The 26,971-nt window shown below is 71.2% G+C and carries 25 protein-coding genes; 13 read left to right on the top strand and 12 right to left on the bottom strand.

The window, feature by feature from the left end; all coding sequences use genetic code 11:
• The first annotated feature begins 67 nt into the window (after positions 1–67).
• The 6 genes from dnaK to ACFYW7_RS12945 all read left to right on the top strand — a co-directional run bounded on the left by dnaK (position 68) and on the right by ACFYW7_RS12945 (position 8,666).
• Positions 68–1,912, top strand: coding sequence for a molecular chaperone DnaK (gene dnaK / locus ACFYW7_RS12920; RefSeq protein ID WP_389501164.1), 1,845 nt, complete (start codon positions 68–70; stop codon positions 1,910–1,912).
• The gene (gene grpE / locus ACFYW7_RS12925) at positions 1,909–2,568 is read left to right on the top strand and encodes a nucleotide exchange factor GrpE (protein WP_389501166.1); all 660 of its coding nucleotides are present in this window, start codon (positions 1,909–1,911) and stop codon (positions 2,566–2,568) included. The genes dnaK and grpE overlap by 4 nt, the downstream gene beginning before the upstream one ends.
• Before the next feature lie 33 nt (positions 2,569–2,601).
• Complete coding sequence (gene dnaJ / locus ACFYW7_RS12930; protein ID WP_389501168.1) at positions 2,602–3,789, top strand: molecular chaperone DnaJ; 1,188 nt, start codon at positions 2,602–2,604, stop codon at positions 3,787–3,789.
• A gap of 7 nt (positions 3,790–3,796) precedes the next feature.
• The gene (locus ACFYW7_RS12935; RefSeq protein ID WP_389501170.1) at positions 3,797–4,249 is read left to right on the top strand and encodes a heat shock protein transcriptional repressor HspR; all 453 of its coding nucleotides are present in this window, start codon (positions 3,797–3,799) and stop codon (positions 4,247–4,249) included.
• Positions 4,250–5,593: 1,344 nt separating this feature from the next.
• Positions 5,594–6,715 carry a sugar ABC transporter substrate-binding protein gene (locus ACFYW7_RS12940; protein WP_389501172.1) on the top strand — a complete coding sequence of 374 codons (1,122 nt, stop codon included), beginning with the start codon at positions 5,594–5,596 and terminating at the stop codon, positions 6,713–6,715.
• Positions 6,716–7,598: 883 nt separating this feature from the next.
• A complete protein-coding gene (locus tag ACFYW7_RS12945) occupies positions 7,599–8,666 on the top strand; it encodes a LuxR C-terminal-related transcriptional regulator (protein ID WP_389501174.1) in 1,068 nt (355 codons plus the stop codon).
• A 132-nt stretch (positions 8,667–8,798) separates the two neighbouring features.
• On the opposite strand, the gene ACFYW7_RS12950 is transcribed toward ACFYW7_RS12945, so the two are convergent.
• Complete coding sequence (locus ACFYW7_RS12950; protein ID WP_389501176.1) at positions 8,799–9,791, bottom strand: helix-turn-helix transcriptional regulator; 993 nt, start codon at positions 9,789–9,791, stop codon at positions 8,799–8,801.
• A gap of 182 nt (positions 9,792–9,973) precedes the next feature.
• On the opposite strand from ACFYW7_RS12950, the gene ACFYW7_RS12955 reads away from it, so the two are divergent.
• Complete coding sequence (locus tag ACFYW7_RS12955; protein ID WP_389501178.1) at positions 9,974–10,186, top strand: hypothetical protein; 213 nt, start codon at positions 9,974–9,976, stop codon at positions 10,184–10,186.
• Positions 10,183–10,518, top strand: a complete 336-nt coding sequence (locus ACFYW7_RS12960; protein ID WP_389501180.1) for a hypothetical protein — start codon at positions 10,183–10,185, stop codon at positions 10,516–10,518. The genes ACFYW7_RS12955 and ACFYW7_RS12960 overlap by 4 nt, the downstream gene beginning before the upstream one ends.
• 257 nt (positions 10,519–10,775) lie before the next feature.
• On the opposite strand, the gene ACFYW7_RS12965 is transcribed toward ACFYW7_RS12960, so the two are convergent.
• Positions 10,776–11,189 carry a pyridoxamine 5'-phosphate oxidase family protein gene (locus ACFYW7_RS12965; protein ID WP_389501182.1) on the bottom strand — a complete coding sequence of 138 codons (414 nt, stop codon included), beginning with the start codon at positions 11,187–11,189 and terminating at the stop codon, positions 10,776–10,778.
• A 127-nt stretch (positions 11,190–11,316) separates the two neighbouring features.
• Here ACFYW7_RS12965 and clpB point away from each other — a divergent pair, with 127 nt between their 5' ends.
• Both clpB and ACFYW7_RS12975 read left to right on the top strand, forming a co-directional pair.
• The gene (clpB, locus tag ACFYW7_RS12970; RefSeq protein ID WP_389501184.1) at positions 11,317–13,929 is read left to right on the top strand and encodes an ATP-dependent chaperone ClpB; all 2,613 of its coding nucleotides are present in this window, start codon (positions 11,317–11,319) and stop codon (positions 13,927–13,929) included.
• 279 nt (positions 13,930–14,208) lie between these two features.
• Positions 14,209–14,745 (top strand): YbjN domain-containing protein, encoded by a 537-nt coding sequence (locus ACFYW7_RS12975; RefSeq protein ID WP_389501186.1) that lies wholly within the window; start codon positions 14,209–14,211, stop codon positions 14,743–14,745.
• A 351-nt stretch (positions 14,746–15,096) separates the two neighbouring features.
• Here the strand turns inward: ACFYW7_RS12975 and ACFYW7_RS12980 are convergent, their stop codons facing one another.
• Positions 15,097–15,615, bottom strand: coding sequence for an ATP-binding protein (locus tag ACFYW7_RS12980; protein ID WP_389501188.1), 519 nt, complete (start codon positions 15,613–15,615; stop codon positions 15,097–15,099).
• Between the two features lie 178 nt (positions 15,616–15,793).
• Between ACFYW7_RS12980 and ACFYW7_RS12985 the strand changes: the two genes are divergently transcribed.
• From ACFYW7_RS12985 to ACFYW7_RS12995, 3 genes are all read left to right on the top strand, one after another.
• A complete protein-coding gene (locus ACFYW7_RS12985) occupies positions 15,794–16,708 on the top strand; it encodes a Scr1 family TA system antitoxin-like transcriptional regulator (RefSeq protein ID WP_389501644.1) in 915 nt (304 codons plus the stop codon).
• Positions 16,671–16,802 (top strand): DUF397 domain-containing protein, encoded by a 132-nt coding sequence (locus ACFYW7_RS12990; RefSeq protein WP_389501646.1) that lies wholly within the window; start codon positions 16,671–16,673, stop codon positions 16,800–16,802. Before ACFYW7_RS12985 ends, ACFYW7_RS12990 begins: the two co-directional genes overlap by 38 nt.
• 278 nt (positions 16,803–17,080) lie before the next feature.
• On the top strand, positions 17,081–17,977 hold the full coding sequence (locus ACFYW7_RS12995) for a hypothetical protein (RefSeq protein ID WP_389501190.1): 897 nt from the start codon (positions 17,081–17,083) through the stop codon (positions 17,975–17,977).
• A gap of 203 nt (positions 17,978–18,180) precedes the next feature.
• On the opposite strand, the gene lxmJ is transcribed toward ACFYW7_RS12995, so the two are convergent.
• The 9 genes from lxmJ to lxmA form a co-directional block, all read right to left on the bottom strand.
• Complete coding sequence (gene lxmJ / locus ACFYW7_RS13000) at positions 18,181–19,215, bottom strand: F420-dependent peptide dehydroalanine reductase LxmJ (protein ID WP_389501647.1); 1,035 nt, start codon at positions 19,213–19,215, stop codon at positions 18,181–18,183.
• A complete protein-coding gene (locus ACFYW7_RS13005) occupies positions 19,212–20,531 on the bottom strand; it encodes a M16 family metallopeptidase (protein ID WP_389501192.1) in 1,320 nt (439 codons plus the stop codon). The genes lxmJ and ACFYW7_RS13005 overlap by 4 nt, the downstream gene beginning before the upstream one ends.
• Positions 20,525–21,865, bottom strand: a complete 1,341-nt coding sequence (locus ACFYW7_RS13010) for a M16 family metallopeptidase (protein ID WP_389501194.1) — start codon at positions 21,863–21,865, stop codon at positions 20,525–20,527. Before ACFYW7_RS13010 ends, ACFYW7_RS13005 begins: the two co-directional genes overlap by 7 nt.
• A complete protein-coding gene (locus ACFYW7_RS13015) occupies positions 21,862–22,677 on the bottom strand; it encodes a class I SAM-dependent methyltransferase (protein WP_389501196.1) in 816 nt (271 codons plus the stop codon). The genes ACFYW7_RS13010 and ACFYW7_RS13015 overlap by 4 nt, the downstream gene beginning before the upstream one ends.
• A gap of 1 nt (position 22,678) precedes the next feature.
• Positions 22,679–23,701, bottom strand: a complete 1,023-nt coding sequence (locus ACFYW7_RS13020) for a T3SS effector HopA1 family protein (protein ID WP_389501198.1) — start codon at positions 23,699–23,701, stop codon at positions 22,679–22,681.
• Positions 23,698–24,840: a class V lanthionine synthetase subunit LxmK gene (gene lxmK, locus ACFYW7_RS13025; protein WP_389501200.1), complete on the bottom strand. Its 1,143-nt coding sequence runs from the start codon at positions 24,838–24,840 to the stop codon at positions 23,698–23,700. The genes ACFYW7_RS13020 and lxmK overlap by 4 nt, the downstream gene beginning before the upstream one ends.
• Positions 24,837–25,805, bottom strand: a complete 969-nt coding sequence (locus ACFYW7_RS13030; protein WP_389501202.1) for a hypothetical protein — start codon at positions 25,803–25,805, stop codon at positions 24,837–24,839. The genes lxmK and ACFYW7_RS13030 overlap by 4 nt, the downstream gene beginning before the upstream one ends.
• Positions 25,802–26,389, bottom strand: a complete 588-nt coding sequence (gene lxmD, locus ACFYW7_RS13035) for a peptide terminal cysteine decarboxylase LxmD (RefSeq protein ID WP_389501205.1) — start codon at positions 26,387–26,389, stop codon at positions 25,802–25,804. Before lxmD ends, ACFYW7_RS13030 begins: the two co-directional genes overlap by 4 nt.
• A gap of 131 nt (positions 26,390–26,520) precedes the next feature.
• A complete protein-coding gene (lxmA, locus tag ACFYW7_RS13040; RefSeq protein ID WP_386592620.1) occupies positions 26,521–26,736 on the bottom strand; it encodes a lexapeptide family class V lantibiotic in 216 nt (71 codons plus the stop codon).
• Positions 26,737–26,971: the final 235 nt, after the last annotated feature.

Here is a 26,971-nt window from a genome sequence, read left to right on the forward strand (position 1 = left end):
TGACCGGGAGGCGGACGTCGTGCACACTTGAGTCCGTTCCACTCAAGTCATTGCTGGAGGAATCGAAATGGCACGTGCGGTCGGCATCGACCTGGGCACGACTAACTCAGTCGTCAGCGTTCTGGAGGGCGGCGAGCCCACCGTCATCACCAACGCCGAGGGCGCCAGGACCACGCCGTCCGTCGTCGCCTTCGCGAAGAACGGTGAGGTGCTCGTCGGCGAGGTCGCCAAGCGCCAGGCGGTCACGAACGTGGACCGGACCATCCGTTCGGTGAAGCGTCACATGGGCACGGACTGGAAGATCGAGCTCGACGGCAAGAGCTTCAACCCGCAGCAGATGAGCGCCTTCATCCTGCAGAAGCTGAAGCGCGACGCCGAGGCGTACCTGGGCGAGAAGGTGGCCGACGCGGTCATCACCGTCCCGGCGTACTTCAACGACTCCGAGCGTCAGGCGACGAAGGAAGCCGGCGAGATCGCCGGCCTCAACGTCCTTCGTATCGTCAACGAGCCCACCGCGGCGGCGCTCGCTTACGGCCTCGACAAGGACGACCAGACGATCCTCGTCTTCGACCTCGGTGGCGGCACCTTCGACGTGTCCCTCCTGGAGATCGGCGACGGCGTCGTCGAGGTGAAGGCCACCAACGGTGACAACCACCTCGGTGGTGACGACTGGGACCAGCGGGTCATGGACTACCTGGTCCAGCAGTTCCGCTCCGGTCACGGTGTGGACCTCGCCAAGGACAAGATGGCCCTCCAGCGTCTGCGCGAAGCCGCGGAGAAGGCCAAGATCGAGCTGTCCTCGTCCACCGAGACCTCGATCAACCTGCCCTACATCACGGCTTCCGCCGAGGGCCCGCTGCACCTGGACGAGAAGCTCACGCGCGCCCAGTTCCAGCAGCTGACGGCCGACCTTCTGGAGCGTTGCAAGACGCCGTTCCACAACGTCATCAAGGACGCCGGCATCCAGCTGTCCGAGATCGACCACGTCGTTCTCGTCGGTGGCTCCACCCGTATGCCCGCCGTCGCCGAGCTCGTCAAGGAGCTGACCGGCGGCAACGAGGCCAACAAGGGCGTGAACCCGGACGAGGTCGTCGCCATCGGCGCCGCCCTCCAGGCCGGTGTCCTCAAGGGTGAGGTCAAGGACGTCCTGCTCCTCGACGTGACCCCGCTGTCCCTCGGTATCGAGACCAAGGGAGGGATCATGACCAAGCTCATCGAGCGCAACACCACGATCCCGACCAAGCGCTCCGAGATCTTCACGACGGCCGAGGACAACCAGCCGTCCGTCCAGATCCAGGTCTACCAGGGCGAGCGCGAGATCGCGGCGTACAACAAGAAGCTCGGGATGTTCGAGCTGACCGGTCTGCCGCCGGCCCCGCGTGGTGTCCCGCAGATCGAGGTCGCCTTCGACATCGACGCCAACGGCATCATGCACGTGACCGCGAAGGACCTCGGCACGGGCAAGGAGCAGAAGATGACCGTCACCGGCGGCTCCTCGCTGCCGCGCGACGAGGTCGACCGGATGCGCCAGGAGGCCGAGAAGTACGCGGACGAGGACCACGCCCGCCGCGAGGCCGCCGAGACCCGCAACCAGGGCGAGCAGCTCGTCTACCAGACGGAGAAGTTCCTCAAGGACAACGAGGACAAGGTCCCCGGTGACGTCAAGACCGAGGTCGAGGCGTCCGTCGAGGAGCTGAAGGCCGCGCTCAAGGGCGAGGACGCCGCCGAGATCCGCACCGCCACCGAGAAGGTCGCCGCGGTCTCGCAGAAGCTCGGCCAGGCCATGTACGCCGACGCCCAGGCCGCCCAGGCCGGTGGCGGCGACGCCCCCGGCGCCGAGGCCCCGAAGGGCGACGACGACGTCGTCGACGCGGAGATCGTCGACGAGGACCGCCGGGACGGTGCCGCGTGACGGAGGAGACCCCGGGCTTCGAAGAGCAGCCCGACGTCCCTTCCGGCGCCACCTCTGACGACGCCGAGCCGCAGTCCGCCACCCCCTCTGCGGAGGGGGCGGCGGCCCCGGACGGGGACGCAGCAGCACAGTTGGTCGGCCTGACGGCCCAGCTGGACCAGGCGCGCATGGCACTCGCCGAGCGCACCGCGGACCTCCAGCGGCTCCAGGCCGAGTTCCAGAACTACCGCCGCCGGGTCGAGCGCGACCGGATCGCGGTCAGGGAGGTCGCCGTCGCGAGCCTCCTGACCGAGCTCCTGCCCGTGCTCGACGACATCGGCCGCGCGCGTGACCACGGCGAGCTCGTCGGCGGATTCAAGTCCGTCGCCGAGTCGCTCGAGACCGTCGCGGCGAAGATGGGGCTCCAGCAGTTCGGCAAGGAGGGCGAGCCCTTCGACCCGACGATCCACGAGGCCCTGATGCACTCGTACGCGCCGGACGTCACCGAGACGACGTGCGTGGCGATTCTGCAGCCGGGGTATCGCTTCGGCGAGCGCACCATCCGCCCCGCGCGGGTGGCCGTCGCCGAGCCGCAGCCCGGGGCGCCGCCGGTCAAGGCCGAGGAATCGGCCGAGACGGCCGATGACAAGGAGAGCGGTGGCCCGGACGAGGGCTGAGCTTGAACGGACGAGGGAGGAGGGACGTCGGGGATGAGCACCAAGGACTTCATCGAGAAGGACTTCTACAAGGTCCTCGGCGTCCCGAAGGACGCCACCGAGGCCGAGATCAAGAAGGCGTACCGGAAGCTCGCCCGCGAGTTCCACCCGGACGCCAACAAGGGCAACGTCAAGGCCGAGGAGCGCTTCAAGGAGATCTCCGAGGCGAACGACGTGCTCGGCGACTCCAAGAAGCGCAAGGAGTACGACGAGGCACGCGCCCTCTTCGGCAACGGTGGCTTCCGGCCCGGTCCCGGCGCGGGCGGCGGCAACTTCAACTTCGACCTGGGTGACCTCTTCGGAGGCGGCCCCCAGGGACAGGGAGCGGGAGGAGCCGGCGGCTTCGGCGGCGGCATAGGCGACGTCTTCGGGGGCCTGTTCAACCGCAGCGGCGGGCCCGCGGGCCCGCGGACGCAGCCCCGGCGCGGCCAGGACATCGACACCGAGGTCACGCTGTCCTTCACGGAGGCGGTGGACGGCGCGACCGTTCCGCTGCGCATGACCTCCCAGGCGCCCTGCAAGGCCTGCACGGGCACCGGCGACAAGAACGGCACACCGCGCGTGTGCCCGACCTGCGTCGGCACCGGACAGGTGGCCCGGGGCTCCGGCGGCGGGTTCTCGCTGACGGACCCCTGCCCGGACTGCAAGGGCCGCGGCCTGATCGCCGAGCACCCCTGCATGGAGTGCAAGGGCAGCGGCCGGGCCAAGTCGTCCCGCACCATGCAGGTCCGCATTCCGGCGGGCGTCAGCGACAACCAGCGGATCCGGCTGCGGGGCAAGGGCGCGCCGGGTGAGCGGGGCGGTCCGGCCGGCGACCTGTACGTCACGGTCCACGTGGACGCCCACCCGGTCTTCGGCCGCAAGGACGACAACCTCACCGTCACCGTGCCCGTCACCTTCGTGGAGGCGGCGCTGGGCGGCGAGGTGAAGGTGCCGACGCTGGGCGGGCCCTCGGTGACGCTGAAGCTGCCGCCGGGCACTCCCAACGGACGCACCATGCGCGCCCGGGGCAGGGGCGCGGTCCGCAAGGACGGCACGCGGGGCGACCTGCTCGTCACCGTCGAGGTGGCGGTGCCCGAGGACCTGTCCGACAAGGCTCGTGACGCGCTGGAGGCGTATCGCGAGGCGACCGCGGGTGAGGATCCGCGGGCGGAGCTGTTCCAGGCCGCGAAGGGAGCATGACGGAGCCATGGACACGTCCGGTCGTCGGCGCAACCCGTACGAACTGACCGAGGAGACACCGGTCTACGTCATCTCGGTGGCGGCCCAGCTCTCCGGGTTGCACCCGCAGACCCTGCGTCAGTACGACCGGCTCGGCCTGGTCTCCCCCGACCGCACGGCCGGCCGGGGCCGTCGCTACTCGGCCCGTGACATCGAGCTGCTGCGCACCGTCCAGCAGCTGTCGCAGGACGAGGGCATCAACCTCGCCGGCATCAAGCGCATCATCGAGCTGGAGAACCAGGTGGCCGCGCTCCAGTCCCGTGTCGCGGAGATGGAGTCGGCCCTCGACGGGGCCGCCGCCGCCATGCGGCAGCGCGAGGCCGCCGTGCACGCCTCCTACCGACGCGACCTGGTCCCGTACCAGGAGGTCCAGCAGACCAGCGCGCTGGTGGTGTGGCGTCCCAAGCGCCAGCCCGAGTAGTACGGCCCGAGCAGTACGTGAACGGCCCGAAGGGGCCCGGCGGTTCGTCCGAACCGCCGGGCCCCTTCGGCATGCCCGGGGCGGAGCCGGGCCGGGCCCGGATGCTCTGGGGCCGTGCGCGGGGCGCGGCCTCGCACCCTCCTCCCCGCTTCCCCTTCTTCCTTCCTTCGTCTCGTGGCGCGCGCGTTCCACGCCGCCGTGGCCGGATTCCACCGCCGCGTCCGCCGTCGCGCGAGGGGGTCGCGGCCGTCCCGGTCGGGACGCGTTCCTGCACCGCGCGGAGCCGAGCGCCGAGGCGGGCCGTCCGCCTGCGCCCGGGGTGCCGCGGGCCGGGTTCCGTGGAGCGCGGTGACGTCCCTGTCCGCCCGCCGCGCCGCCCGCGCCGCACACCGTCCGCCCTGTCGTCGACCCGGACCTCGTCGGAGCAGGTCGCGACGGTCGCGGGGAGGGCGGTGCCCGTGTCCGAGCCGGCCTTCGTCGTGAGCGGTCCTGCCCGGGCCGTGCCGTCTTCTGGGCGCCGTAAGACCGGTTGTCCCCGGGGAGTGGCGCCTTGTTCGGCTACCGGGCGAGTTCGGTCGCGCGGGTGTCGGAGCCGGACATCACCGAAAGCCCCGTAGACGAAGTGGCTTGATCCTGTCGGTGACGGGGGAGACGGATGCTTCATACCCGAAGGCGGCGTTTGTCTATTCTGTCCGGTTGGTGAATTCGATGTGCGGAATGTGCTTTATGGAGAGAATGGCGGAAAGGGGTGTTTCAGGTCGAGTGGTCGAGGTGTTCTCACGGAGTCGGCGAGGAGCGGTTCGCGTTCGTTTCCCGACGCCATCCGATGCCGTCCGGCGGGTCCGCATTCCGTCGGGGCTCTCGTTCCGGTTCCCGCCGGCCCCGGGGCGTCTTCCCCGGTACGCCCGCAAACAGGGTGTTCGCGCGAGGCTGCCGCTTATGGGGGGGTGATGTGCGGTTCGTCACTGTGGCGTCGGCCGCGCGGGCCGTCGAGAGGGGGTCGTCCACGGCGGTGGACGCGGGGCGCGGGACAGCTCCGCATCGCGTCGACGGCTCTGTTCCCGCGCTCCTCCGGGCCGCCCGATGGTCAACGATCGGTAAAATGCCGCTGACGATCATGAGCCGTGAGCACGGGAGTTGGCTGTACGGGTGGAAGACGGAAGATGAAGCTGAGGGGATTTCTCGACGGTTGGGCGTAGTCTCTTCCCGTCGTGTTCACTTGTGGAACACGAAACGCCGTTGCCATCTCGTTAAGTGGTTACTCCTTGACGCTGAGGTGATCGCCGCGTTGGCTTTCAGCCACCTGGGTCGCAATGCTGCAACCTCGCCCGGAAGGCACCTGATGTGAACACTCGTAACACTGGTCTCCGCCGTACCGTCATATCTCTGGCGGCCTCCGCTTCGGCCCTCTCCCTCGCCGGCTGCGGCATGGGGTTCGGAGAGAGCGACGCCACGGCAAGCGCCACCAAGGGCAACGACATCACGGTCGGCCTGCTGCTTCCTGAGAAGGAAAACACCCGTTACGAGAAGTTTGACTACAAGATCATCAAGGACACGGTGACGAAGCTCACCGAGAAGAAGGGCGAGGTCGCCTACTACAACGCCGAGCAGGACGCGGCGAAGCAGCTGCGGCAGATGCAGCAGCTGGTGGACGACAAGGTCGACGTGATCCTGGTGGACGCGGTGGACTCGGTGACGATCGCGAAGGGCGTGCGCGCGGCCAAGGACGCCGGCATCCCCGTCATCGCGTACGACCGCCTGGCCCAGGGCCCGATCGACGCGTACATCTCCTTCGACAACGAGCTGGTCGGCGAGGTCCAGGGCAAGGCCCTGGTCGGCGCGCTGGGCGCCGGCGCGGCCTCGAAGAAGATCATCATGATGAACGGCTCGCTGACCGACCCGAACGCGAAGCAGTTCAAGGCCGGTGCCCTGACCGAGCTCGAGGACAAGGTGGTCCTCGCCAAGAGGTGGGACACCAAGGACTGGAACCCGGTCAACGCCAAGGCCAACATGGAGAAGTCCATCCAGGAGGTCGGCCTCAGCAACATCGCCGGTGTCTACGCCGCGAACGACGGCATCGCGGGCGCCGTCATCGACGTCTTCAAGGCCGCCGGTGTCAGCAAGGTTCCGCCGGTGACCGGCCAGGACGCCGAGCTGATCGCCGTCCAGCGGATCATCAAGGGCGACCAGTACATGAGCGTGTACAAGTCGTACCCGCAGGAGGCCAGCGCCGCCGCCGAGATGGCGGTCGCGAGGGTCCAGGGCCGTTCGATCGAGTTCGACGCCCTGACCCGCGACAAGGTCGACAGTCCCACGGACAAGAACATCCCGGCGCAGCTCGTGCCCGTGGTGGACCTCACCGCGGAGAACATCGAGGACACGGTGATCCAGGACAGCATCTACACCGTCCAGCAGATCTGCACGGCGCCGTACAAGTCGGCCTGCAACGCCATCGGTCTCAAGTAGGCCCACTCGGGCCGGGTGCCCGCCGAACCGCCCGAGGCGGGGCGGTGGGCACGGCCGGCACCACGGGTTCCGGTCCTGGGCGGGGTGCGCGCGTCAGCGTGTACGTCGCCCGGGGTCCGCTCCGGCACCCGCCGACCGGCCCGCGGGCACGGGGTCCTCGCCGTTGTGACGGGCGGCGGGGAAAGCCCTTCCGAGGCGCCGGGTGACGGTTCCGCCCGCGCGGCCCGCCCGCCTCCTCGACCCGGCCCGCACCTGACCTCCACGGCCCGGCCCGCGCCCGGCCTCGACGGTCCGTGCGACCCGCGCCTGGCTTCCAGGTCCCGTGCGGCCCGAACCCGGCTCGACGGCCCGTGCGGCCCGTACTCGGTCCCGAAGGCCCGTACGCCGCGCACCGCCCTCTACGCCGCTCGTCCTCGCTGCCGGCGCCCACCGAGGCCTCCACGGCGTTCACCCGTCCTTCCTGGCGCCTGCCGCCCTCCACGGCGCTCCCGTACGTCCCGGCGCTTACCGGCCCCTCCCCGGCGGTCCGATGTGCGGCCCGGGCTCCTCGGGGCGTCTCTGCTGCTCACTGCGCGACCGGGCGCGGGACGGACTCCGCGACCCGCCTCCGCGATCCCCCGGATCCCCTGCCGCTCGCACCCCGCCCGCGCGACGCGGGTGCCGCGTTCCCGGGATGTGTGAGAGGTGTGTGAGGGACCCCCTTCAGCTTGTTGCGGCGGGCTCGGCGGAGGTCGGTATTTATGGTGACGCGGCGGGGCGAACGGACGCCCGGCGGCGGTGCAGCGTGTTGCGATGCCGGACGCGTCCGCGCATAGTTGCGCTGCGGAGGACGCCCTGACGCGGGGCTCACGCCAGGGGTTGGAGCTGGAGCCAGGGGTGGGAGATGGCCGGGCACGGGACGGACGGGCATCCGCACGGCGCTGACCGACTGTGCGAGGCCGGCGACCGGGTGTACTCCCGGGCCGTGCGGCGCGGCCGGGTGCCCCGCGCGGACGCCGAGGCGGTTCCCTGCCTGGTGGACCTGGCGCTGCTGCACCCCGATCCCGACGACATGGGCTGGCTGGTGCCGACCTCGCCCCAGGAGGTCATGACGCGACTTCTGCGGGGTGTGTACGAGGAAGTCAGCGCGAGCCAGGCGCGGGTGGGCGACGCGGTGTCGGCCTTCGAGTGGTACGCGGAACTCGGCGGACGGGTGCGGGCGCCGGCCGAGGGAGTGGCGATCCGGGTTCTCGACGGGCTGCCGCGGATCCACGCCGCCATGGACAAGGCGACCTCGGAGTGCACCAGCGAGGTGCTGACGGTGCAGCCGGGCGGCATCCGGCGCGAGGACGAACTCGTGGAGGGCCTGCACCGGGCCCTGGAGATGCGCCGTCGCGGGGTGCGCATGCGCGATCTGTACACGCATGTCGCCCGGCACGGCCAAGGCCTGCTGAACTACATGGAGTTGATGGGCGAGGCGGCCGAGGCCCGCACGCTCGACGAGGTCGTCGAACGGCTCATCCTCTTCGACCGCAAGGTCGCCTTCATCCCCGCGAACCCGGACCGGACGATCGCGCTGGAGCTGCGGCACCCGGCGCTGGTGGACTACCTGGTGACGGTCTTCGAGCGGCTGTGGCGGCTGGCCATCCCGCTGACCTCTCCGCTCCCCTCGACGGGCATCGAGGGCATCACCCACCGGGAGCGGTCCATCGCGGCGCTGCTGGCCGAGGGCCATCAGGACGCGGTCGTCGCGGAACGGCTGGGGATCAGCGTGCGGACGTGCCGGGCGCACATCGCCCGGCTGTCGGAGACGCTGGGCGCCGCGAGCCGGACGCAGTTGGGCGTACGGATCGCTCAGGCGGGGCTGGACGGGCCGCAGCGCTCTCCGGGGCTCGAGACCCTCGGTGTCGTCCCCGAGGCCGTTCCCGGCGCCCCTGGCGTGCCCGACAGGGGTTCCCCGACCGGTCGTTGAGGCGGCGGGACCGGGCGGCCCCTGCCCTCGCCGCGAGGGGGAGCCGGCGGCCGGGCCCCGGGAGGGCCGTCGGCCGGGGTTCCGGCTGGGCTTCCGGGGGAGCGGGGCCCGGAGTGGCGACGAGGGGCCGGGTCACTCTCCCGCCTCGGGTTGGTTCAGGAGTCCCGACTGGGCTATCAGGAAGCCGAGTTGGGCGCGGCTCCCACTGCCGAGGGTGGAGGCCAGTTTGGCGATGTGGGCACGGCAGGTGCGGACGTTCATGCCCAGGCGGCGGGCTATGGCCTCGTCGACGTACCCCTCGATGAGCAGCTTGGCTATGGAACGCTGCACGCCGGTGATGCCGTTCGGGCCGACGTCGTTCGGGACGTCCTCGGTGAGCGGGACCGCGCGCTGCCAGAGTTGCTCGAAGACCTTGCTCAGGTACAACACCAGTCCGGGGTGGCGGAGTTCGAGGGCTACCCGCCGGTCGTCGCTGGCCGGGATGAAGGCGACGGTCCGGTCGACGACGATCAGCCGCTCGATGAGCTCCTCCAGGGTGCGGACCTGGATCCTGCCCCCCGATATGCGCTCCACGTAGGCCAGTGTTCCCTGGCTGTGCCTGGCGGTGTGCTGGTACAGCGTGCGGATGCGCACCCCGCGGTCGGTGAGCGGCCGGTCGCGTTCCAGCGCCTGCATCAGGGCGTCGGCGGGGCGGCCGCCGCCCGGCTGGATCGTCAGCATCTCCGTGTGACACTCGGCGGTGGCCGAATTGAGCGCCGCGTTGATCCGGTCGAATCCCTCCAGCACGGTGATCGCGTGGATGCTCGCCTCGCCCTGCGTGCTGATCGCGATGAACGGGTCGAAGGAGTCGGTCAGTTCGATCGCCAGCCGGCGGCGCTCCTGGATCTCCCGTTCCAGGGGTTGCAGGCGTTGCGCGAGGGCGACGGACGGCGGAACCGGCCGCAGCCACTTCTCGTCGTCGGGATCGGGATGGAGCAGCGCGAACTCCAAGAGGCAAGGGGCTGTCTCCACCTCGACCCGGGTGATGCGGCCGGAGTGCAGTGCACTGGCGTAAAGGCGTGCTCCTTCGTCACACAACGTGGTGACAGCGTGGGGATGTGTCGGTTGTGAGTTGTTTGTGGTCAAATCTCCACCCCCCAGGGTCCTGAACGTGCAGGAACATGATGCATCGCTGCTGTGGCATTGACGTGCCTGAATGAGCCATCGTCTTGTGACGACGGGGGAGAAGATTCCATCAAGTGAGGACGAAGCCGACTATGCGAGCGAGATTGCTTGGTTCAGTGCTTGCCGCAGTCTTCTCTGTCGCTGTGGCGGCCGGCGCTTTCGGGGGCCCGGGTCTTGATGCCGGGGGCACCCTGAAGCGGACGGCCCTGGACAGCGGTTGGACCAGCGTGAAGGCGTCCCCACCGGACAGCGGCTGGACCGATGTCGAGGCGGACAGCGGCTGGAACGCGGTGCAGGCGGCGCCGGCCCCGTTGGACAGCGGCTGGACGATCATCTCCGCGAGCGCAGAAGCATGACCATCCCTCCCGACGACCGTTCCTTCCGCCGAGAAATGGCCACCGCCTACCGATCCGGCTGGCACTTCATCGACCTGGCCACCGCCATCCCCTACAGCGGTGACTCGCTGATGGTGACCGTGTTCGGCGAGCCCGTCGTCGTCACCCGCGACGACGACGAGGACGTGCGGGCCTACCGGTGTCTGCGACGGCCTCGGGGGGCGCCGCAGCCGGTGCGGTGTGCCATCAGGTACGGAATGATCTTCGTGAATCTCGACCAGCGTGACCACCGGCAGACCGGACCGGACGTGCCGGACATCCAGACCATCGCAGCCACCCCCCGCAGTGCCTGACGCGATTCCCCCGTCGTAGTAGATCGCGCAGGTACTTCCCCCCGCAGCGGCGTCACCGTGACCTGAACACGGTGACGCCGCTGCAGTTCTCCGGGAAATATCAGGGTTCCGGCCGGTGACGCCCGAGGCCGCGGGCGGCCGCCCGGCGCCGGTCCGCCGTAACGGGCCCGTCCCGCGGGCCGCCCCGCGGCCGCCCACCCCTCCGGCCCGTGCCGTCCGGGGGCCCGCCGGTCCCGTGCGGGACCTCGTTCGTGGCCTCATCCGCGTCCCATCGCCGACGTGAGTTCGATCTCGATCACCACGCGGGACGGATTCGGCGCCGGCACGCGCTCGTAGCGCTCGGCGTAGCGCCGCACCGCCTCCGCGACCCGTGCCGGGTCCGCGGACACCCGGGCCCGCCCCTCCAGGGTCGCCCAGCGTCCGCCGTCCACCTGGCAGACCGCCACGCGCGCCCCGTCCGGGCCCGCGGCGAGCACGTGGCCCACCTTCGCGCTCGACTTGTTGGTGATGACCCGAGCGAGACCGGCCTCGGGGTCGTATGTGACACCGACGGGCACCACGTGCGGGCTGCCGTCGGGTCGCAACGTCGTCAGCGTGCACAGGTGGCGTTCACGCCAGAAGCTCAGGTAGGCGGCGTCAGGCTGCCGCGGGTCCACCGGATAGGAAGCCATGGGGCCCGAATCTACGCCTCATGGGTGCCGGATTCTCCCCCGCTCCCACCTTGAGTGGAATAGACTCAACTTTATGGACGTTGGCCGGGTCAGGGAACGGCCAGGGACACCAGAGGAGGACGCGAACGTGGACGCCGAGCTGACCAACAGGAGTCGGGACGCGATCAACGCGGCCAGCAACAGTGCCGTGAAGCAGGGGAATCCGGACCTCACCCCCGCCCACCTGCTGCTCGCTCTGCTGGAGGGGCAGGACAACGAGAACCTCATCGACCTGCTGGCGGCCGTGGACGCCGATCAGGCCGCCGTGCGCTCCGGCGCCGAGCGCGTACTCGCCGGCCTGCCCAGTGTGACCGGCTCCACCGTCGCGCCCCCGCAGCCGAACCGCGAGACGCTCGCGGTCATCGCCGACGCCGCCGAGCGCGCCAAGGAGCTGGGCGACGAGTTCATCTCCACCGAGCACCTGCTCATCGGCATCGCCGCGAAGGGCGGGACGGCCGCCGACGTACTCTCCCAGCAGGGCGCCAGTGCGAAGAAGCTGCTGGACGCGTTCCAGAAGACACGGGGAGGGCGCCGGGTGACGACCGCGGATCCCGAGGGCCAGTACAAGGCGCTCGAAAAGTTCGGCACGGACTTCACCGCCGCGGCGCGTGAGGGCAGACTCGACCCCGTCATCGGCCGGGACCACGAGATCCGCCGGGTGGTGCAGGTCCTGTCCCGCCGCACGAAGAACAACCCCGTCCTCATCGGTGAGCCCGGCGTCGGCAAGACGGCCGTCGTCGAGGGGCTCGCCCAGCGGATCGTGAAGGGCGACGTACCCGAGTCCCTCAGGAACAAGCGGCTCGTCTCGCTCGACCTGGGCGCGATGGTCGCCGGCGCGAAGTACCGGGGCGAGTTCGAGGAGCGCCTGAAGACCGTGCTCGCGGAGATCAAGGACTCCGACGGGCAGATCATCACCTTCATCGACGAGCTGCACACCGTCGTCGGGGCCGGCGCGGGCGGCGACTCCGCCATGGACGCCGGGAACATGCTCAAGCCCATGCTCGCCCGCGGGGAGCTGCGGATGGTCGGCGCCACCACCCTCGACGAGTACCGCGAGCGGATCGAGAAGGACGCGGCGCTGGAGCGGCGGTTCCAGCAGGTACTGGTCGCCGAGCCGACCGTCGAGGACACCATCGCCATCCTGCGCGGCCTCAAGGGCCGCTACGAGGCCCACCACAAGGTCCAGATCGCCGACTCGGCGCTGGTGGCCGCCGCGGCCCTGTCCGACCGCTACATCACCTCCCGTTTCCTCCCCGACAAGGCCATCGACCTCGTCGACGAGGCGGCCTCACGGCTGCGCATGGAGATCGACTCCTCCCCGGTGGAGATCGACGAGCTCCAGCGGGTCGTCGACCGGCTGAAGATGGAGGAGCTGGCGATCGGCAGGGAGACGGACGCCGCCAGCCTGGAGCGCCTGGAGCGGCTGCGCCGCGACCTCGCCGACAAGGAGGAGGAGCTGCGCGGACTCACCGCCCGCTGGGAGAAGGAGAAGCAGTCCCTCAACCGGGTCGGTGAGCTGAAGGAGAAGCTCGACGAGCTGCGCGGCCAGGCCGAACGGGCGCAGCGGGACGGGGACTTCGACACCGCCTCCAAGCTGCTCTACGGAGAGATCCCCACCCTGGAGAGGGACTTGGAGGTCGCCTCGGAGGCCGAGCAGGAGGCCGGCAAGGGCACCATGGTGAAGGAGGAGGTCGGCCCCGACGACATCGCGGACGTCGTCGGATCCTGGACCGGCATCCCCGCCGGCCGTCTTCTGGAGGGTGAGACGCAGAAACTCCTGCGTATGGAGGAGGAGTTGGGCCGCCGCCTGATCGGCCAGACCGAGGCGGTGGGCGCGGTGTCGGACGCGGTGCGCCGTACCCGTGCCGGAATCGCCGACCCGGACCGGCCCACCGGCTCCTTCCTGTTCCTCGGTCCGACGGGTGTCGGCAAGACGGAACTCGCCAAGGCGCTCGCGGACTTCCTCTTCGACGACGAGCGGGCGATGGTCCGCATCGACATGTCGGAGTACGGCGAGAAGCACAGCGTGGCCCGGCTGGTCGGAGCGCCGCCCGGGTACATCGGCTACGAGGAGGGCGGCCAGCTCACCGAGGCCGTGCGCCGGCGCCCGTACAGCGTGATCCTGCTCGACGAGGTGGAGAAGGCGCACCCCGAGGTCTTCGACGTCCTGCTCCAGGTGCTGGACGACGGGCGGCTGACGGACGGCCAGGGGCGGACCGTCGACTTCCGCAACACCATCCTGATCCTCACCTCGAACCTGGGCAGCCAGTTCCTGAGCGGGCAGAGTCTCGTCGATCCGCTCAGTTCCGAGGAGGACCGGAAGGAGAAGGTCCTGGAGGTCGTCCGGGCATCGTTCAAGCCGGAGTTCCTGAACCGGCTGGACGACCTCGTGGTCTTCTCCGCGCTCGACCAGCGGGAGCTGGAGCGCATCGCCAGGCTCCAGATCGACCGTCTGGCCAAGCGGCTCGCCGAGCGCCGGCTCACCCTGGAGGTCAGCGACGCGGCCCTGGCCTGGCTCGCCGCGGAGGGCAACGACCCGGCGTACGGAGCGCGCCCGCTGCGGCGCCTGGTCCAGACGGCCATCGGCGACCGGCTGGCCAAGGAGATCCTGGCGGGCGAGGTCAAGGACGGCGACACGGTCCGCGTGGACACCTTCGGCGACGGGCTGATCGTGGGCCCGGCCACGGGCAAGACGTTGTAACCGGCACCGATATCCGGCAGGGGCCCGCGGCACGTCCGTCGCGGGCCTCTCCGCGTACCCGGTCCGACCCGCTCCCGTCCGCCCGGTCCGACGATGAATGTTCATGTCACCGCTGTCCGGGCGACTTCCGGAGTGTCCGATTCGGACCGCTCCCACCTGGGCCGATGCCTGAACGTGACCGGATCCTGCCGGCCCCCGGCGGACAGGCCCCGCCAGGGGTTGTCACTCCCCGCCCCGCATGGGGGAGGATGGCAGAATCCGTACGAAGGGAAATACACGGTGAGCATCGACCCGTCCTCGATTCCGAACTTCGGGGGCCAGCCCGAGCCGCAGTCCGGCGGCCCCGCGGGCCCCGTGGTCCCGGATCAGGACCTCGTGAAGCAGCTCCTGGAACAGATGGAGCTGAAGTACGTCGTCGACGACGAGGGTGACCTCGCGGCGCCGTGGGAGGAATTCCGTACGTACTTCATGTTCCGCGGCGAGGGTGACCAGCAGGTCTTCTCGGTCCGGACGTTCTACGACCGGCCGCACCAGCTCGAGGAGAAGCCCGCGCTCCTCGAGTCGATCGACGACTGGAACCGCCGCACCCTGTGGCCCAAGGTCTACAGCCACACCCATGACGACGGCACCGTCCGCCTGATCGGCGAGGCGCAGATGCTGATCGGCACCGGCGTCAGCCTGGAGCACTTCGTGTCCTCCACGGTCAGCTGGGTGCGCGCCGCCATCGAGTTCGACAAGTGGCTCGTCGAGCAGCTCGGCCTCGAGCAGGAGATCAACGAGGCGGAGAAGCCCGAAGAGGGCGACGGCGAGGAGTAGGTCCGTCCTCGCGACGGCGCCGCTCGCGGCGCCGCTCCTCGTGATGCGCCGTAATCGGATGAGAGCCCGGCCAGGGCGCCGACCATCAAGGTCGGGTGCCATGGGCGGGCTCTCGCCGTTCGTCCCGGGGTGCGAGCCGGCCGAGCGGTGCGAGCGCGACACCTGTCCACAGCCTGTGGAGAACATTCCGCCATTCCGCCATTCCGCCATTCCGCCATTCCGCCGGACCGCCACTCCGCCGGACCGTGTGCGCCGCCGTCGCGAGGACCGCGGCGGCCGCCGTGAAGCCGTTCGGCCCGGTCGGTCCCGCGAGCGCGACAGGGGTGCCCGCCCGCAGACCCCACAGATCCCTCAGGTCTCTTCCGGCCCGCCCATGGATACCTCCGCCCATACCGTCTTCCCTACGGGGTGGCGAGGCGCCGAGCCCCAGCGCACGGCCAGCACCTCCACCAGGATCAGTCCTCGGCCGGACTCGCTCCCGAGGTCCGGCGACGGCGGGTCCGGGGGCGGCCGCTTCGCGGAGACGGCGTCCGCGACCTCGATGCGAGCCAGGCCCGCGGCCACGTCGAGGGTGAGCCGGAGCCCGAAGCCGCGTCCGGGGACCCGGCCGTGCTGCACGGCGTTCGCCGCGAGTTCGCCGACGACGAGGGCGACCGCGCACGACACGTCCGACACCGGCGGGTAGCCCCATTCCTCCATGCGCCGGACGGCGAGACGGCGGGCGAGCCGCGCACCTCGCGGCGAGGAGGCGAACTGCTCCGAGAAGGAGGGGGGTCCGCATGTTCTGGCGGTGAGGGCCACGGGTTTCGCCGCGAGGGGCGCGGTGCTCCGTCGCGGCCCGTCCTCCGGGGTGGTCGTTCCTGTCCGCACGGCCTGTCCGTCCTTGTCTGTCGAGCCCGGCGATATTCCGTGACGTACGCGAGTCGTCACGTTCCGTACTCAAGAGTCGGCCGGTCGCCCTACGCTCGACAGGTGACGCAGCCTTACTTTTCAGTCCGTAAGGAACGGAAGTGACGCTTTGGCCAACGGAATTGACCCCAGCGCGTCGATGGCGGCGCTCTTCGGCGCACGGGTGCGCAGGCTCCGTACGGCGGCCGGACTGACCCAGGCCGAACTCGGCGACAGGACGCACGTGGTGAGCACGCGGATCACCCAGATCGAGCGGGCGTCCGGAGCGAAGCCCACGCTGGAGCTGGCGCGTGCGCTGGACGCGGCCCTCGGCGCCGACGATCTGCTGGTCGAGTTGTGGCCGTACGTGTACCGGGAGGCGTTTCCGGACTGGTCGCGGGCGTTCATCGCGTACTCGGAGCGGGCCGTGTCCATCCGTGAGTACGCGGCGCACGTGGTGCCCGGCCTGTTGCAGACCAAGGAGTACGCGAGAGCCGTTCTGAGCGTCGGCCTGACGCTCAGCGGTGACGAGCAGTTGGAAGAACGGCTCACCGTCCGAATGGCGCGGCAGGAGCGGCTCGGTCTGCCCGACCGGCCGGAGCTGTGGGTGGTGCTCGACGAGGCGGTCCTCAAGCGTCCGATCGGCGGGCGCGACGTGATGCGAGCGCAGTTGGAACTGCTGCTCCATACGGCAGCGAAGCGCCAAGTCACCGTCCAAGTGCTGCCGTTCGACCAGGGCGAGCACGACGCGATGGGCGGTTCCCTGACGGTGCTGACACTGCCGGACAGCTCCGAAGTCGCCTACACGGAGGGCGCGCACTACGGCCAACTCGTCGAGGATCCGGCCGAGGTCAGGCGCTTCATGGTGACCTACGATCGGCTACGGGCGAACGCCCTGCCCCCGCTCATGTCGCTCGACATGATCCGATCCGCGATGGAGGGCTACAACCGTGAAGCGAATGCCCCGTCCCGATCTGAGCGCCGCCGCGTGGCGCAAGAGCAGTTACAGCAATCAGGAAGGCGGCAACTGCGTGGAGGTGGCCGAAGGGCTCCCCGGCGTCGTGCCCGTCCGTGACAGCAAGGTCCCGTACGGTCCGGCGCTGTGCTTCGAAGCCGCCGCCTGGGCCGCCTTCATGGGCGAGTTGAAGGACGGGCGCCACCGTCCCTGAGGCGGCCGGGTCCTGGCCGCCGTCCGTCTTCCGGGCTCACCGGGCCCTTGTCCGCGAGGGTCCGGCGGGCCGCTGACCTCCTGAAAGAACCGGGGGAAAGAACTCCCCGCCCACCCACCCTCCCCGCCAGGAAGCCCGTGTCACTCGTCCGAGTGACCGGCTTGCAGGGGCGGGATGCGGACCGTTACGTTCGCCGCGACAACCGAAAAAGTACGGCCCCCGGCCGGGACGGCAATCCCGAACGAGGGCCTGACCAACTAGGAAGTAGCACCTTCCCGATGGCTGACCCGCAGTCTAACGCGCGCCTGCGCGCCGACGCCGGAGCTCCGACCTCCGGCGTGATCCACGTACGCACCCGCCTCACGGCCGACTTCACCGTGCTCTCCAACGCCCTTGCCCAGCGACGCGGCAGCGCGGTCACGGTCGGCGTCGCGGCGTACATCTCCTCGATGCCCGACGGTTCCTCCGTCACCATCGCCGCCCTGTGCGAGCACTTCAGCGAGGGCGAGATCCTGATCTCGCGGGCGCTCAGGGAGCTGGAGGCGGCCGGACACCTGGAGCGTCGACGCGAGCGGACGCCCACCGGGCAGGTCCGGACCCGGACGTACTTCTACGACATCCCCCGCGGCACCCCGGAGCCGGACGGGCCTCCCGAGCCGCCGAGACCACCCCGGCAGCGGAAACCGTCCGCGGCCGAGGCAGCGGAAGCCGCGCCCCCGCCGACGGCCACCGCCGAGGCGGCGCCCGCCCCCGTCCGGGAACAGGCGCGGGAAACGGCGTCACTCTCCGACGCCGACCCCCGGGCCGTCGCCGTACTGGCCTCGCTCCGCCACGTCGATCCGCGCCTCGTCCTGTCCGAGCGGGAAGCCGTGCGTCTCGCGCCGGCCGTCGCCCGGTGGCTCGCGGCCGGTGTCGAGTCCGCCCAGGTCACCGCACTGCTGACCGCACGGCTCCCCGACTCTTTCCTGACCCGCCCGGCGGGCATCCTCGCCTTCCGCCTCCGGGAGACGCCCCTGCCCGCGCCGCCCCCGCTTCCCGCCGCGCCGATCGCACAGCGACCGGCCGTGCTGCCCTTCCAGACCTGCGACGGCTGTGAGCGGGCGTTCCGGGCTTCCGGCCCCGGGCGCTGCCGTGGGTGCAGACGGCCCGGGGGACGACTCCCCGCTGCCGCCTGAGACGCGACGCGGAGTGCTTACCCGGCCAGTGCCCTGAGCCGGGAAGCCGCCTTCTCCACCACCTCGCCGATCCGGGACGCAGGCAGACCGAGTGAGCGGGCGGAGATCTCCAACTGCCGTTGCCCGGGTTGTCGAAGGATGGAAACGGCAGGCTCTGTCCGCACCTCTCAGCCACCCGGCCGGGACAGGCTCCCTGAAGGCGATCAGGCCGCAGCTTGCCGCCGTGGGCGCGGCAGGATCCTGCCGTGGGCGGCGCGGCAAGCGGCGATGATCTCCTCCAGATCGGTGGCCGCCGCGTGCACGCCTTCCGTCAGCAGTACGCCCGAGGGGTTGAGCATCACCTCGTCCACCCCGGCGCGGCGATAGCCGTCGAGCGCCTCGGCGATCTCCTCCGGGGTGCCGGTGACGACGACCTGTTCGGCCAGCAGCGCACCGACCGACCCGGCCGGGTCGTGCGGGTCCACGGCGACACCGGCCCTGCGCAGCATGTCGGCGTAGTGCGGCGCCTTGAGGTGTTCGCCCGTCGCGGCCAGGGCGAGGCGACGGGGATCCCTGCCGGGACGTGCGACCGCGACATGGACGGCGGTGGCGATCCTCGGACGGACGCCGCGCCCCTGCGCGCCCCTGTCCAGGGCGGGCCGCAGTGTCCCCGCGATGTACGCCGGCGGGGTCATCCAGGTGATGGCCACATCCGCCACCTGCCCTGCCGTGCGCGCCATGCCGGGGCGCAGCACCCCCGCGCCGACCTCGACCCGTCCATGGTCCAACGGCAGGAGCCCACCGTGCAGTCGGTGGTAGGGGCCGTCGTGGCCGACCGTCTCGCCGTCGAGCAGGGAGCGTACGGAGGAGAGGTAGTCACGGACGGCGGTACGGGGGCTGTCGTACGGGCTACCGGTCAAGCCCGCCACGAAGTCCGGGTTGCCGATGCCGAAGCCCGCCACGACCGGCTCGCCGGTGATGAGGGCGAGGGAGCGCGCCTGGAGCGCGGCCTCGTAGGGGTGGCGCAGCGGCAGCAGCGTCACGCTGGTGCCGACCGGGACGTTGTGGCCCATGCCCGCGAGGTGCGCCAGGACCTGGTGGGTCTCGGCCTTGAAGGACTGGCACAGCCACAGCCTGCGGGCGCCGGTGCGCTGGACGAGGGCGGCGAAAGGGGCGACCAGTTCGGGGTGGTCGGGCTGGAGGGGGTAGAGGACCGCGGGGTCCTGCGGGACGGGATCGGCCGGGCATGTCGCGATCACTGGGGCCACCGGTCGCTTTCTTCATCTTCTGCGACTTCTTCTTCGTCGAGGGTCGCGATCAGGGCTTTGGACGGATCGAGGAAGCGAGCGGCGGCGTCGGCGACGTGCGCGTACGTCACCTCGGTCAGGGTGTCGCGGTAGAACTGCAGCCAGTCCAGAGGCAGCCCGGCGGCCGCGAAGCCGGCCAGCGCGCTCGCCTCCTCGGTCCGTGTGGCGAGCGCGAACCGCGTGAACCCGGTCGCGTAGGCGCGGGCCCGGTCGACCTCCCGGGGGGCAGGGCCGTCTCCGGAGAGTTCCCGCAGGCAGTCGGTGATCTCTTCGGCGATCCGGCCCGCAGTGCCGGGCGCCCCGGCGCACTCGATCTCCAGCCAGCTGCCCGCCCGGTTCCCCCGGATCGCCGCGGATACCGCGTACGCGAGCCCGTGCCGGTCCCGGACACGCCGGGCCAGCAGCGAGGACGCGTACCCGCCGAGGACCAACTGGGCGAGGTGCAGCGGGGCGTGACCGGGGTCGGTGGCAGGTACGGCGGGGCCCGCGGTGAGTACGAGAGCCTGGCCCGAGCCGGGAGGCGTGGTCCCGCAGGGGAGCGCGATCCGGCCGGGAAGCGGCTCGCGGCGTGCGAAGGGCGGCAGGACCAGCCCGGACGGGCCGCCCGCCCAGCCCTCCAGCCGCTCATGAACCAGGGCCGTGACCTCGTCCGGTTCGTCCCTCGCCATGACCAGGAGCACCGCGCCGCCCGGCACCACGGCCCGCGCGTGCAGGTCGTACAGGTCGCCGGTGCGTGGGGCGGTCGGCTCTGCAGGCGGATCCATGAGCGGGTGGTTGCCGAAGGCACGGCTCAGCAGAGCCCGCCGCAGCCGCTGCCGGGCGCCCGGGACACGGGGGGCGGCCGCCGTACGCCGCTGGGCGAGCGCGAGTTCGGGCTCCCGGTAAGCCGGGCGCAACAGCAGGTCGGCGAGGAGTTCCAACGCGCCGGGCAGCCCGGCGGACAGCACGCTCGTCGCCATGATCAGCGACTCGGCGGTGACGACGGTGCTCAGCTCGGCGCCCAGGTCGGCGGCCCGGTCGGCGATCTCCTGCCGGGTGCTGCCGCCGGTGCCGGATCCGCCGCCTGTGCTGCCGCCGGTTGCGGTGCCGGTGCCGAGGCAGGCGGCGAGCAGTTCCTGGGCGGTGGAGAGGTGCGGCGCGGTACGGGCGTACGGAAGAACCAGCCGCAGCTCGGCGAGCGGCGCGCCCGGCGCCTGGACGACGACGACCCGCAGACCGTTGCCGAGGGTCGTGTCGGTGGTCTTCCGGTTCGCCGAACTTTTCAGCACCGGGTCCCTCCTCCGAGTTCGGTCACGGAGCAGGGCCCGGACAGCAGTGCGCGGGCGGCGTCGGACACCTCGTCAGGGGTCACCCGGGCCAGGTCGCCGGGAAGTGCGGCAAGACCGCCGCTGCCCGGGAAGAACAGTGCCGTACGGGCATGCGTGATGGCGCGGGAGGTGAGCGAGTCGGCGTTGCGGTGGCAGGCCAGTAGCAGCGCGTTGACCGCCCGTCGGTGCTCGTCCGCGCTCGTCGGGCGTTCTGCCACCTCGCGCAGGACCTCCAGCCAGGCGTCGACCGCCTCTGCGACGGTGACCCGGGGAGCCCGCCCCAGCAGCACGAGCGCCAGGTCAGGTGCGGCGGACCCGAGCCACTGCCCGTGGTAACCGCAGGTGATCCGGGCGGAGGTGAGGCGGGAGTCGCGTCGGGTGAGCCGCGGCAGCAGGCTCCGGCTGAGTTCCTCGGCCAGCACGACCTGGGCCAGGTAGGCGTTCCGCCCGGAAACCGGGTCGGGCAGGGGGTGTCCGAGGGCGACGCCGCTGACGGGGGAGGGCAGTGGGGCCGTGCGGAGGACCGCGGGGGCGGTGGCACGCTCAGGGACACGGCCGGGCATGAGGCCGTGGCCGATAGCGGGGCCGGGGTCGAGACCGGGATCGGAGCCGGAGTCGAAACCAGGACCAAGCTCGGCGCGGCGGCCGCCGGCAGTCGGCGCCCCGCCCGCCGGCAGCCCCGCGAAGAGCACGTCCACCGAAGCCGCCACCTGGTCCGCGTCCACGTCCCCGGCCACCGACAGCACCATCGCGCCCGCCCGGTAGTGGCGACGGAAGAAGGCCGTCGCGTCGGCGGCCGTGACAGCGGCCAGGTCCGCCGGCGTGCCGAAGCTGTCACGGCTGCCGGGGTGGAGGGTCTCCAGAGCCGTGCCCCAGACGCGGCCACCGGCCGACGCGCCGCGAATCTCCTCGGCGATCACATCTGTCTCCGTACGGATCACCGCCTCCGTGGGCGCGAGGGTGAGCAGCCGCCGCGCCTCCCACTCCAGGACATCCGGGAGCATCCCCGCCGGAACGGTGGTGTGGAAGACGGTGTGGTCACGGTGCGTCTCCGCGTTGCAGACGCCGCCCGCGCCCTCGACCCGGGCGACGTGGCCGTCCCGGGCATCGTCCTCGCCCGCCCTCGGGAACATCAGGTGCTCGACCAGATGGGCCATGCCGTGCTGCCCCGTGGGGTCGTCGTCGCCGCCCACCGCCACCGTCATCGCGATCGAGGCGAGACCGCGTCCGTGGTCGGGCAGGGGTTCCACCAGGAGCCCGAGGCCGTTCGGCAGCCGGCCGGCGTACGGACTCATGCCAGTGGCCGGAAGACGGAGACGCACATCTTGCGGCTGTCACCGCCGTCGAAGGGCTGCTCCCGCCAGCCGGCGTAGCGGCCGACCAGCTCCAGGCGGGCGATCGCGGCCAGCAGGTCCAGTTCGCTCGGCCACAGGTAACGCATCACCGTGGTCGCGGACCTGGGGGCGTCACCGTCCAGGAAGAGGGTGCTGTGCAGCATCATGTTCTGCGACGCGGGGAGCACGCCCACCGACTCGATCATGGCGCCGCGGGTGCCGATCGGGCGCGTCGTGATCTCGTCCTTCCGCTGTACGTGATAGTCGCTCGGATCAAATGTCTCGATCACCACATGGCCGTCCGCCGACGTGTGCCGGGCCACCGCGTGCACCAGCGCGATCTGCTCGTCGATCGTCATCGCGCAGCACAGCACGTTGAAGGGCGCCAGCACCACGTCGAAGGTCCGCCCCAGGTCGAGGCCGGTGAGGTCACCGTGTACGGGGGTGATCCTGCCTTCCGGGTCCTTCTCGGCGAGACGGGCGAGCATGCCCTCGGAGGTTTCCACGCCATGGACCCGGAAGCCCTGGTCGGCGAGGGGCAGGGCCACCCGCCCGGTTCCCACGCCGAGTTCCAGGACGCTCGCGCCGGGCTCGGTGAGGGTCAGCAGGAACTCACCGATGTCGACGAGGTCGGGGGTGCTGGGGTAGATGTCGTCGTACACCTCCGCGAGGGCGTCGCTGTACGCCGTCGTGACGGCCGCGCCGAAACCGCCCGCGGACGCGGTGGTCCCGGCCTCGGGGGCCGCGGGCGTCTCCGCCGTCGTCTCGGTCATGTCAGTTCCCCTCCGTTGTGGAGATGTTGTTCTCGGGGTGCAGCGGGTCGATTCCCGCCGCCCGGAATTCCCGCGCGATGTGCTCCTCCAGCGGCCTCTTCGGCGACTCCGCCCACGACCCGCCGCCACCCGCCGACGCGTGGTCGACCAGGGCTGTGGCCAGCGCGAAGCTGCGGTGCTGCCCGAAGCTCATGCCGCTCCGGCCCGACCGCGGGTCCTGCGGGTCCCACGCGGCGGCGACGCCGGGCGCGAGCCGCTCGGTGAACAGCGAGCAGTCCGCGCCCGTCCCGGACAAACCCCGAACCGCCTCCACCACGGCGCGCTCGCCCGGCTCGTGGTCGCCGTGCAGATAGACGACCAGGCCGTCCCGGCGCGGGAAGTCGTCCGGGTCGGACAGGGCCTTCGCGTGGTACAGCGCCCCGACCCGCTCCAGGGCCGCCAGCACGGCCGCCCACAGCGTCGCCGCGCCGTCCCCGTCGAGGGCGTGCAGAAAGAGCCTGCGGATGGCCCCGGCAGGGCGGGGCAGCGGGCGCGACCCCATGACGTAGAAGAAACCGGGAGACAGGGCGGGCCGGGTCGCCTCCATCGCCAGTTCCACGATGTCCCCGGGCCGGGGCGCCGCTCCAGAGGTGAGGAGCCGGTCGGCGGGGACACGAGCCGTGATGTCCGGTAGCCGCACGACGAGCTGGTCGCCGCCGGGGCGTCTCAGCACCTCGATCAGCCGGCCTCGGACGGGTGTCCAGGCGTGCGGGACGCCCGCCGCCAGTCGCTCATCGAGGCTCGCGTCACGCAGACTGCGCCGGGGAGCGGTGCCGGGGTCCCGCCGCTGCGCGCCGTTCCCGGCGTGGAATTCCTCGTACAACGCGTTGGTGAGGCGTCCGCGCAGGTCACGAGGGCTGTCAGCAGTGAGCTCGCGCCCGTTGACGGTGGCCTGGAGGGCGTTGTCCCGTACGGAGACCAGGTCGAGGGCGGCCGTCAGCCGCGGGGCGAGAACCAGCGTGTCGGCGACGTCGGTGACGGTCATCGGGAGCTCCCGGAATGCGCTTCGAGCCGCAGCGTGGCGACGGCTGCGGACGGGTTGAGCAGGAGGACGCGTCCGATGCCGGCCGCCGCGCGCGCGACGGGGTTGAGGGTGGCGTGGGCCTGGGCCGTGGCGATCAGCCGGTCGTACATGTGCCAGCCCGCGAAGCCGACGGCCCGCTCGGTCAGCCCGGCGTCGGGGTCCCGGCGTTCGAGATAGCCCTGCCAGAAGGCGGCGACGCGCGGAATGTGGCGGCGCAGACCGGCCGAGCCGCGCTCGATGATCTCCTCGTGGGTGAGGTCGAAGCCGAGGGTGGGCGCGTTTGGGGCACCGGTCGGAGCGAAGACGGAGTAGGTCGCCTGGAAGAGCCATTCACCGATGAAGGCGCCGACGTCGCGCGCCGGGTCGGCGATCCTGAACTCCTCCCAGTCGCAGAGGTAGAGCGTTCCCTCGTGGTGGATGAACTGGTCGAAGCGCAGGTCGCAGTGGGCAGGGGTACGTGGCGCGGCCCGCTCCCGGTCGCGCAGCAGGTGCAACGCGGCGACGACCTCGGCGTCGTCCTGGACCAGCTTCCAGGCGGCGATCTGCGCCATGCTGCGCTCCTGGAGCGCGCTCCACGGGAACGCCTCCAGCCAGCCCAGCGGCGGCAGCGGTGCCTCCCCGGCGTCGATTTCCGCGCCGTTCGCGTCCAGCCCGTGCAGGGTGGCGACGGCTCGGCCCGCCTCGCGGCACAGCGCGTCGTCGAAGTCGCCGTCCAGGGCGACCTCGGAGCCGGAACGGGCACCGGGCAGCAGCCGGTAGGCGCTGATCGCGGCCGCGCGGTGGGTGCCGAGATGGGCGGGGGAGCGAAGCGGGGAGTCCACGGGAAGCCGTCCGGCGAGTTCCTCGTACGCCAGCGTGCGGTCGAGTTCGGGGCTGGTGCCGTCGGGCGCGCGGGCGACGGTCTTCACGAAGACCTGGTCGCCGCTCACCGTCGTACCCGCCCAGTTGTCGTTGCGCCCGCCGAACGCGGTGAGGCCGTCCGGTAGGAACCGGCCGAGACCGAGCCGTTCCAGCAGCTCGTTCACCTCGGGAGCGGTGTCGAGTTCGGTGGGCCGATACCGCTGCAGCGCCGGCTGCACGGTCGAGGCCGTGACGGTCATGACACTCCCTGGGCTCCCCGGGGGACCGCGCTGCGGCCCTCCTCGTCGATCAACTCGGCGGTCAAGGCGATGTAGTCGAGCAGTTCGTCGTCCCACCCCCGGTAGGTGGCGAAGTCCTGCATGTGGGTGACGACACGGAGGACGACGGAGCGTCCGACCAGCACCGGATCCGGGCCGGGACCATAGGCGTCCAGCAGCACCCGCTGCAGATCCGTGCAGTCGTGCGGTGGCGCCACGGCACGCGCCGCCCAGGCCAGTTCGACGAGATCGCCGAGTGCCCAGCCCAGATCCAGCTCCGGCCGCCCCGCGGCGAGGTCCTCCCCGGTCAGCAGCGCTACCCTGCCCCGGCTCAGGGGCGGTATCAGCGCGCCGACCGAGGCCCACCCGTGGACCAGCGACCGGGCCCGCCCGGTGCCTGCGGCGTCCGACGTGGGACCGAGGTCCGTGGTCCAGCCGAGCAGCCGGGCCATCCGCTCCTCGCCCCATACGGCCAGGGTCCGGTCCTTCAGCTCACTTGTCCCGTACGCCCAGTCACGCAGCCTCGTCAGTCCCGGCGGCGTGCCGAGCGGGACGTCATCCGGTACGGGGACCCGGTGCAGCACGCGCAGGGCACGGGCCGCCGAGGCGAGCGAGTGGGACACGAGACCACGGGCCGACGGGCGGAAGTCCCTCAGCCAGGCGGCGGCGGAGGCAGCCCCGGCGGCCCGGTGGAGGAGGCCGTCACCGACCCGCTCCGGGACGGCCAGCAGAGCGGCACCGGTCTCCGCCGGGAGGTACGGGACCAGGTGCGCGGCGGGTGCGGTGAGCGGGCCCGTGCGCTGCGCGCCGGGCCGATGCCACCAGAGGAACCCGCCGTCCTGCGCACGGTGCACCCGGGTGGTCTGCAGTCCGGTCCCGTACTCGGCCACCAGGTCGAGGCCGTCCAGGTCGGCCGGAGACGTGGTCGGCCGGATGCCGGACGTCATGGCTTCTCCTGCTTCCTGCGGGCGGCGTGGGCGACGCAGAGGTCGTACAGCTCGTTGAGCGGCGCGGAGCCGCCGTCCTCCACCTCGCCGGTGCTCGCGCTGACGGCGGGAATCGTCGGGGCGATCACCACCCCCGGACGGGACCGCAGTACGTCCAAGTGCCTTTGTACGACCGGACTTCTGTGAGCCGCGGGCGGCAGGGAGGGGGCGACGCCCACGAGGGCGTCGGTGGACTGGAGGGCGAGCAGCAGAGGGGTGTCGGTGATGCCGAGGGCGTACCGGCTCACGAAATGCAGCGTGGCCGGGTGAACCAGAACGAGATCTGCCCATCGGGCCAGCTCGACATGAGGTACGTCGACTCCGGAGAACTCGCTCCAGTCGTCGATGAAGACTTCTTTTCCGGAGAGTACGGCGATCGCGTCCGCCGACACGAACCGGCGGGCGGACCGGGTCAGCGCGAAGCGCTTCTCCATCTCGGGGAAGGAATTCTTCAGCCAGTTGACCCAGAAAGGGAGGAACGCCACCCCGAGCGCCCCGGTCCCCACAATGAGTACGCGCCGGAATCCGGCGTCCGGAACATCCATGGCTCCTCCTCTCAGGCGTTGTTCTGTGCAAGACGGACGAGAGACCGGGCTCGGACGCCCTCGCCGGGGGCCGGTCGGCGACCTGGCGCTCGCGCGCCCTCGCGCCGGCCGGCCCCGCGCTCACGGTGTGATCAGCACTTGTGCTCGACGGTCCTCGCGGCGAGCGAGCCGAGGGCGGCGGCGCACGCCTGCGAGGAGCGGGCGGTGATGATCGTGGCCCGGATCGCCCACGGGACGGTGGGGCTGAACGCCGGGCCGGCTTCCTTGCCGTCGTGCAGGCCGAGCTCCTCCGCCGAGGTGTAGGCGGTGTAGCCGTCGAACAGATCCTTCTCGCTGACGTTCTGCATGGGAAAGTTCCTTCGGCTCGTACATGATTTCCGGACCCGCCGGGCAGGCGGCCGGTGTCCGCTGCGGACAGATCGATAGTGACTCCACGCCGGGCGCCCGCACTATTGGCACTTGTGGCATTGCGCGAACCGTCAACTCCGCAACCGCCAACTCCGCAACCGGCAATGCCGCTTCGAGCAATGCGCCGCCCCCTCACGCCCGCTGCGGCATTGCCGCAAACGCCAATTTCGCCCG

Origin of the sequence: Streptomyces sp. NPDC002580 (assembly GCF_042889485.1) — a bacterium.
Classification (GTDB): domain Bacteria; phylum Actinomycetota; class Actinomycetes; order Streptomycetales; family Streptomycetaceae; genus Streptomyces.

Bases quoted from the DNA above. Each gene is read 5' to 3' on its own strand.
- dnaK (WP_389501164.1), top strand. From the start codon at position 68: ATGGCACGTGCGGTCGGCATCGACCTGGGCACGACTAACTCAGTCGTC.
- dnaJ (WP_389501168.1), top strand. From the start codon at position 2,602: ATGAGCACCAAGGACTTCATCGAGAAGGACTTCTACAAGGTCCTCGGC.
- ACFYW7_RS12935 (WP_389501170.1), top strand. From the start codon at position 3,797: ATGGACACGTCCGGTCGTCGGCGCAACCCGTACGAACTGACCGAGGAG.
- ACFYW7_RS12945 (WP_389501174.1), top strand. From the start codon at position 7,599: ATGGCCGGGCACGGGACGGACGGGCATCCGCACGGCGCTGACCGACTG.
- ACFYW7_RS12960 (WP_389501180.1), top strand. From the start codon at position 10,183: ATGACCATCCCTCCCGACGACCGTTCCTTCCGCCGAGAAATGGCCACC.
- ACFYW7_RS12965 (WP_389501182.1), bottom strand. From the start codon at position 11,189: ATGGCTTCCTATCCGGTGGACCCGCGGCAGCCTGACGCCGCCTACCTG.
- ACFYW7_RS12985 (WP_389501644.1), top strand. From the start codon at position 15,794: ATGGCGGCGCTCTTCGGCGCACGGGTGCGCAGGCTCCGTACGGCGGCC.
- ACFYW7_RS12995 (WP_389501190.1), top strand. From the start codon at position 17,081: ATGGCTGACCCGCAGTCTAACGCGCGCCTGCGCGCCGACGCCGGAGCT.
- ACFYW7_RS13010 (WP_389501194.1), bottom strand. From the start codon at position 21,865: ATGAGTCCGTACGCCGGCCGGCTGCCGAACGGCCTCGGGCTCCTGGTG.
- ACFYW7_RS13015 (WP_389501196.1), bottom strand. From the start codon at position 22,677: ATGACCGAGACGACGGCGGAGACGCCCGCGGCCCCCGAGGCCGGGACC.
- ACFYW7_RS13020 (WP_389501198.1), bottom strand. From the start codon at position 23,701: ATGACCGTCACCGACGTCGCCGACACGCTGGTTCTCGCCCCGCGGCTG.
- lxmK (WP_389501200.1), bottom strand. From the start codon at position 24,840: ATGACCGTCACGGCCTCGACCGTGCAGCCGGCGCTGCAGCGGTATCGG.
- ACFYW7_RS13030 (WP_389501202.1), bottom strand. From the start codon at position 25,805: ATGACGTCCGGCATCCGGCCGACCACGTCTCCGGCCGACCTGGACGGC.
- lxmD (WP_389501205.1), bottom strand. From the start codon at position 26,389: ATGGATGTTCCGGACGCCGGATTCCGGCGCGTACTCATTGTGGGGACC.
- lxmA (WP_386592620.1), bottom strand. From the start codon at position 26,736: ATGCAGAACGTCAGCGAGAAGGATCTGTTCGACGGCTACACCGCCTAC.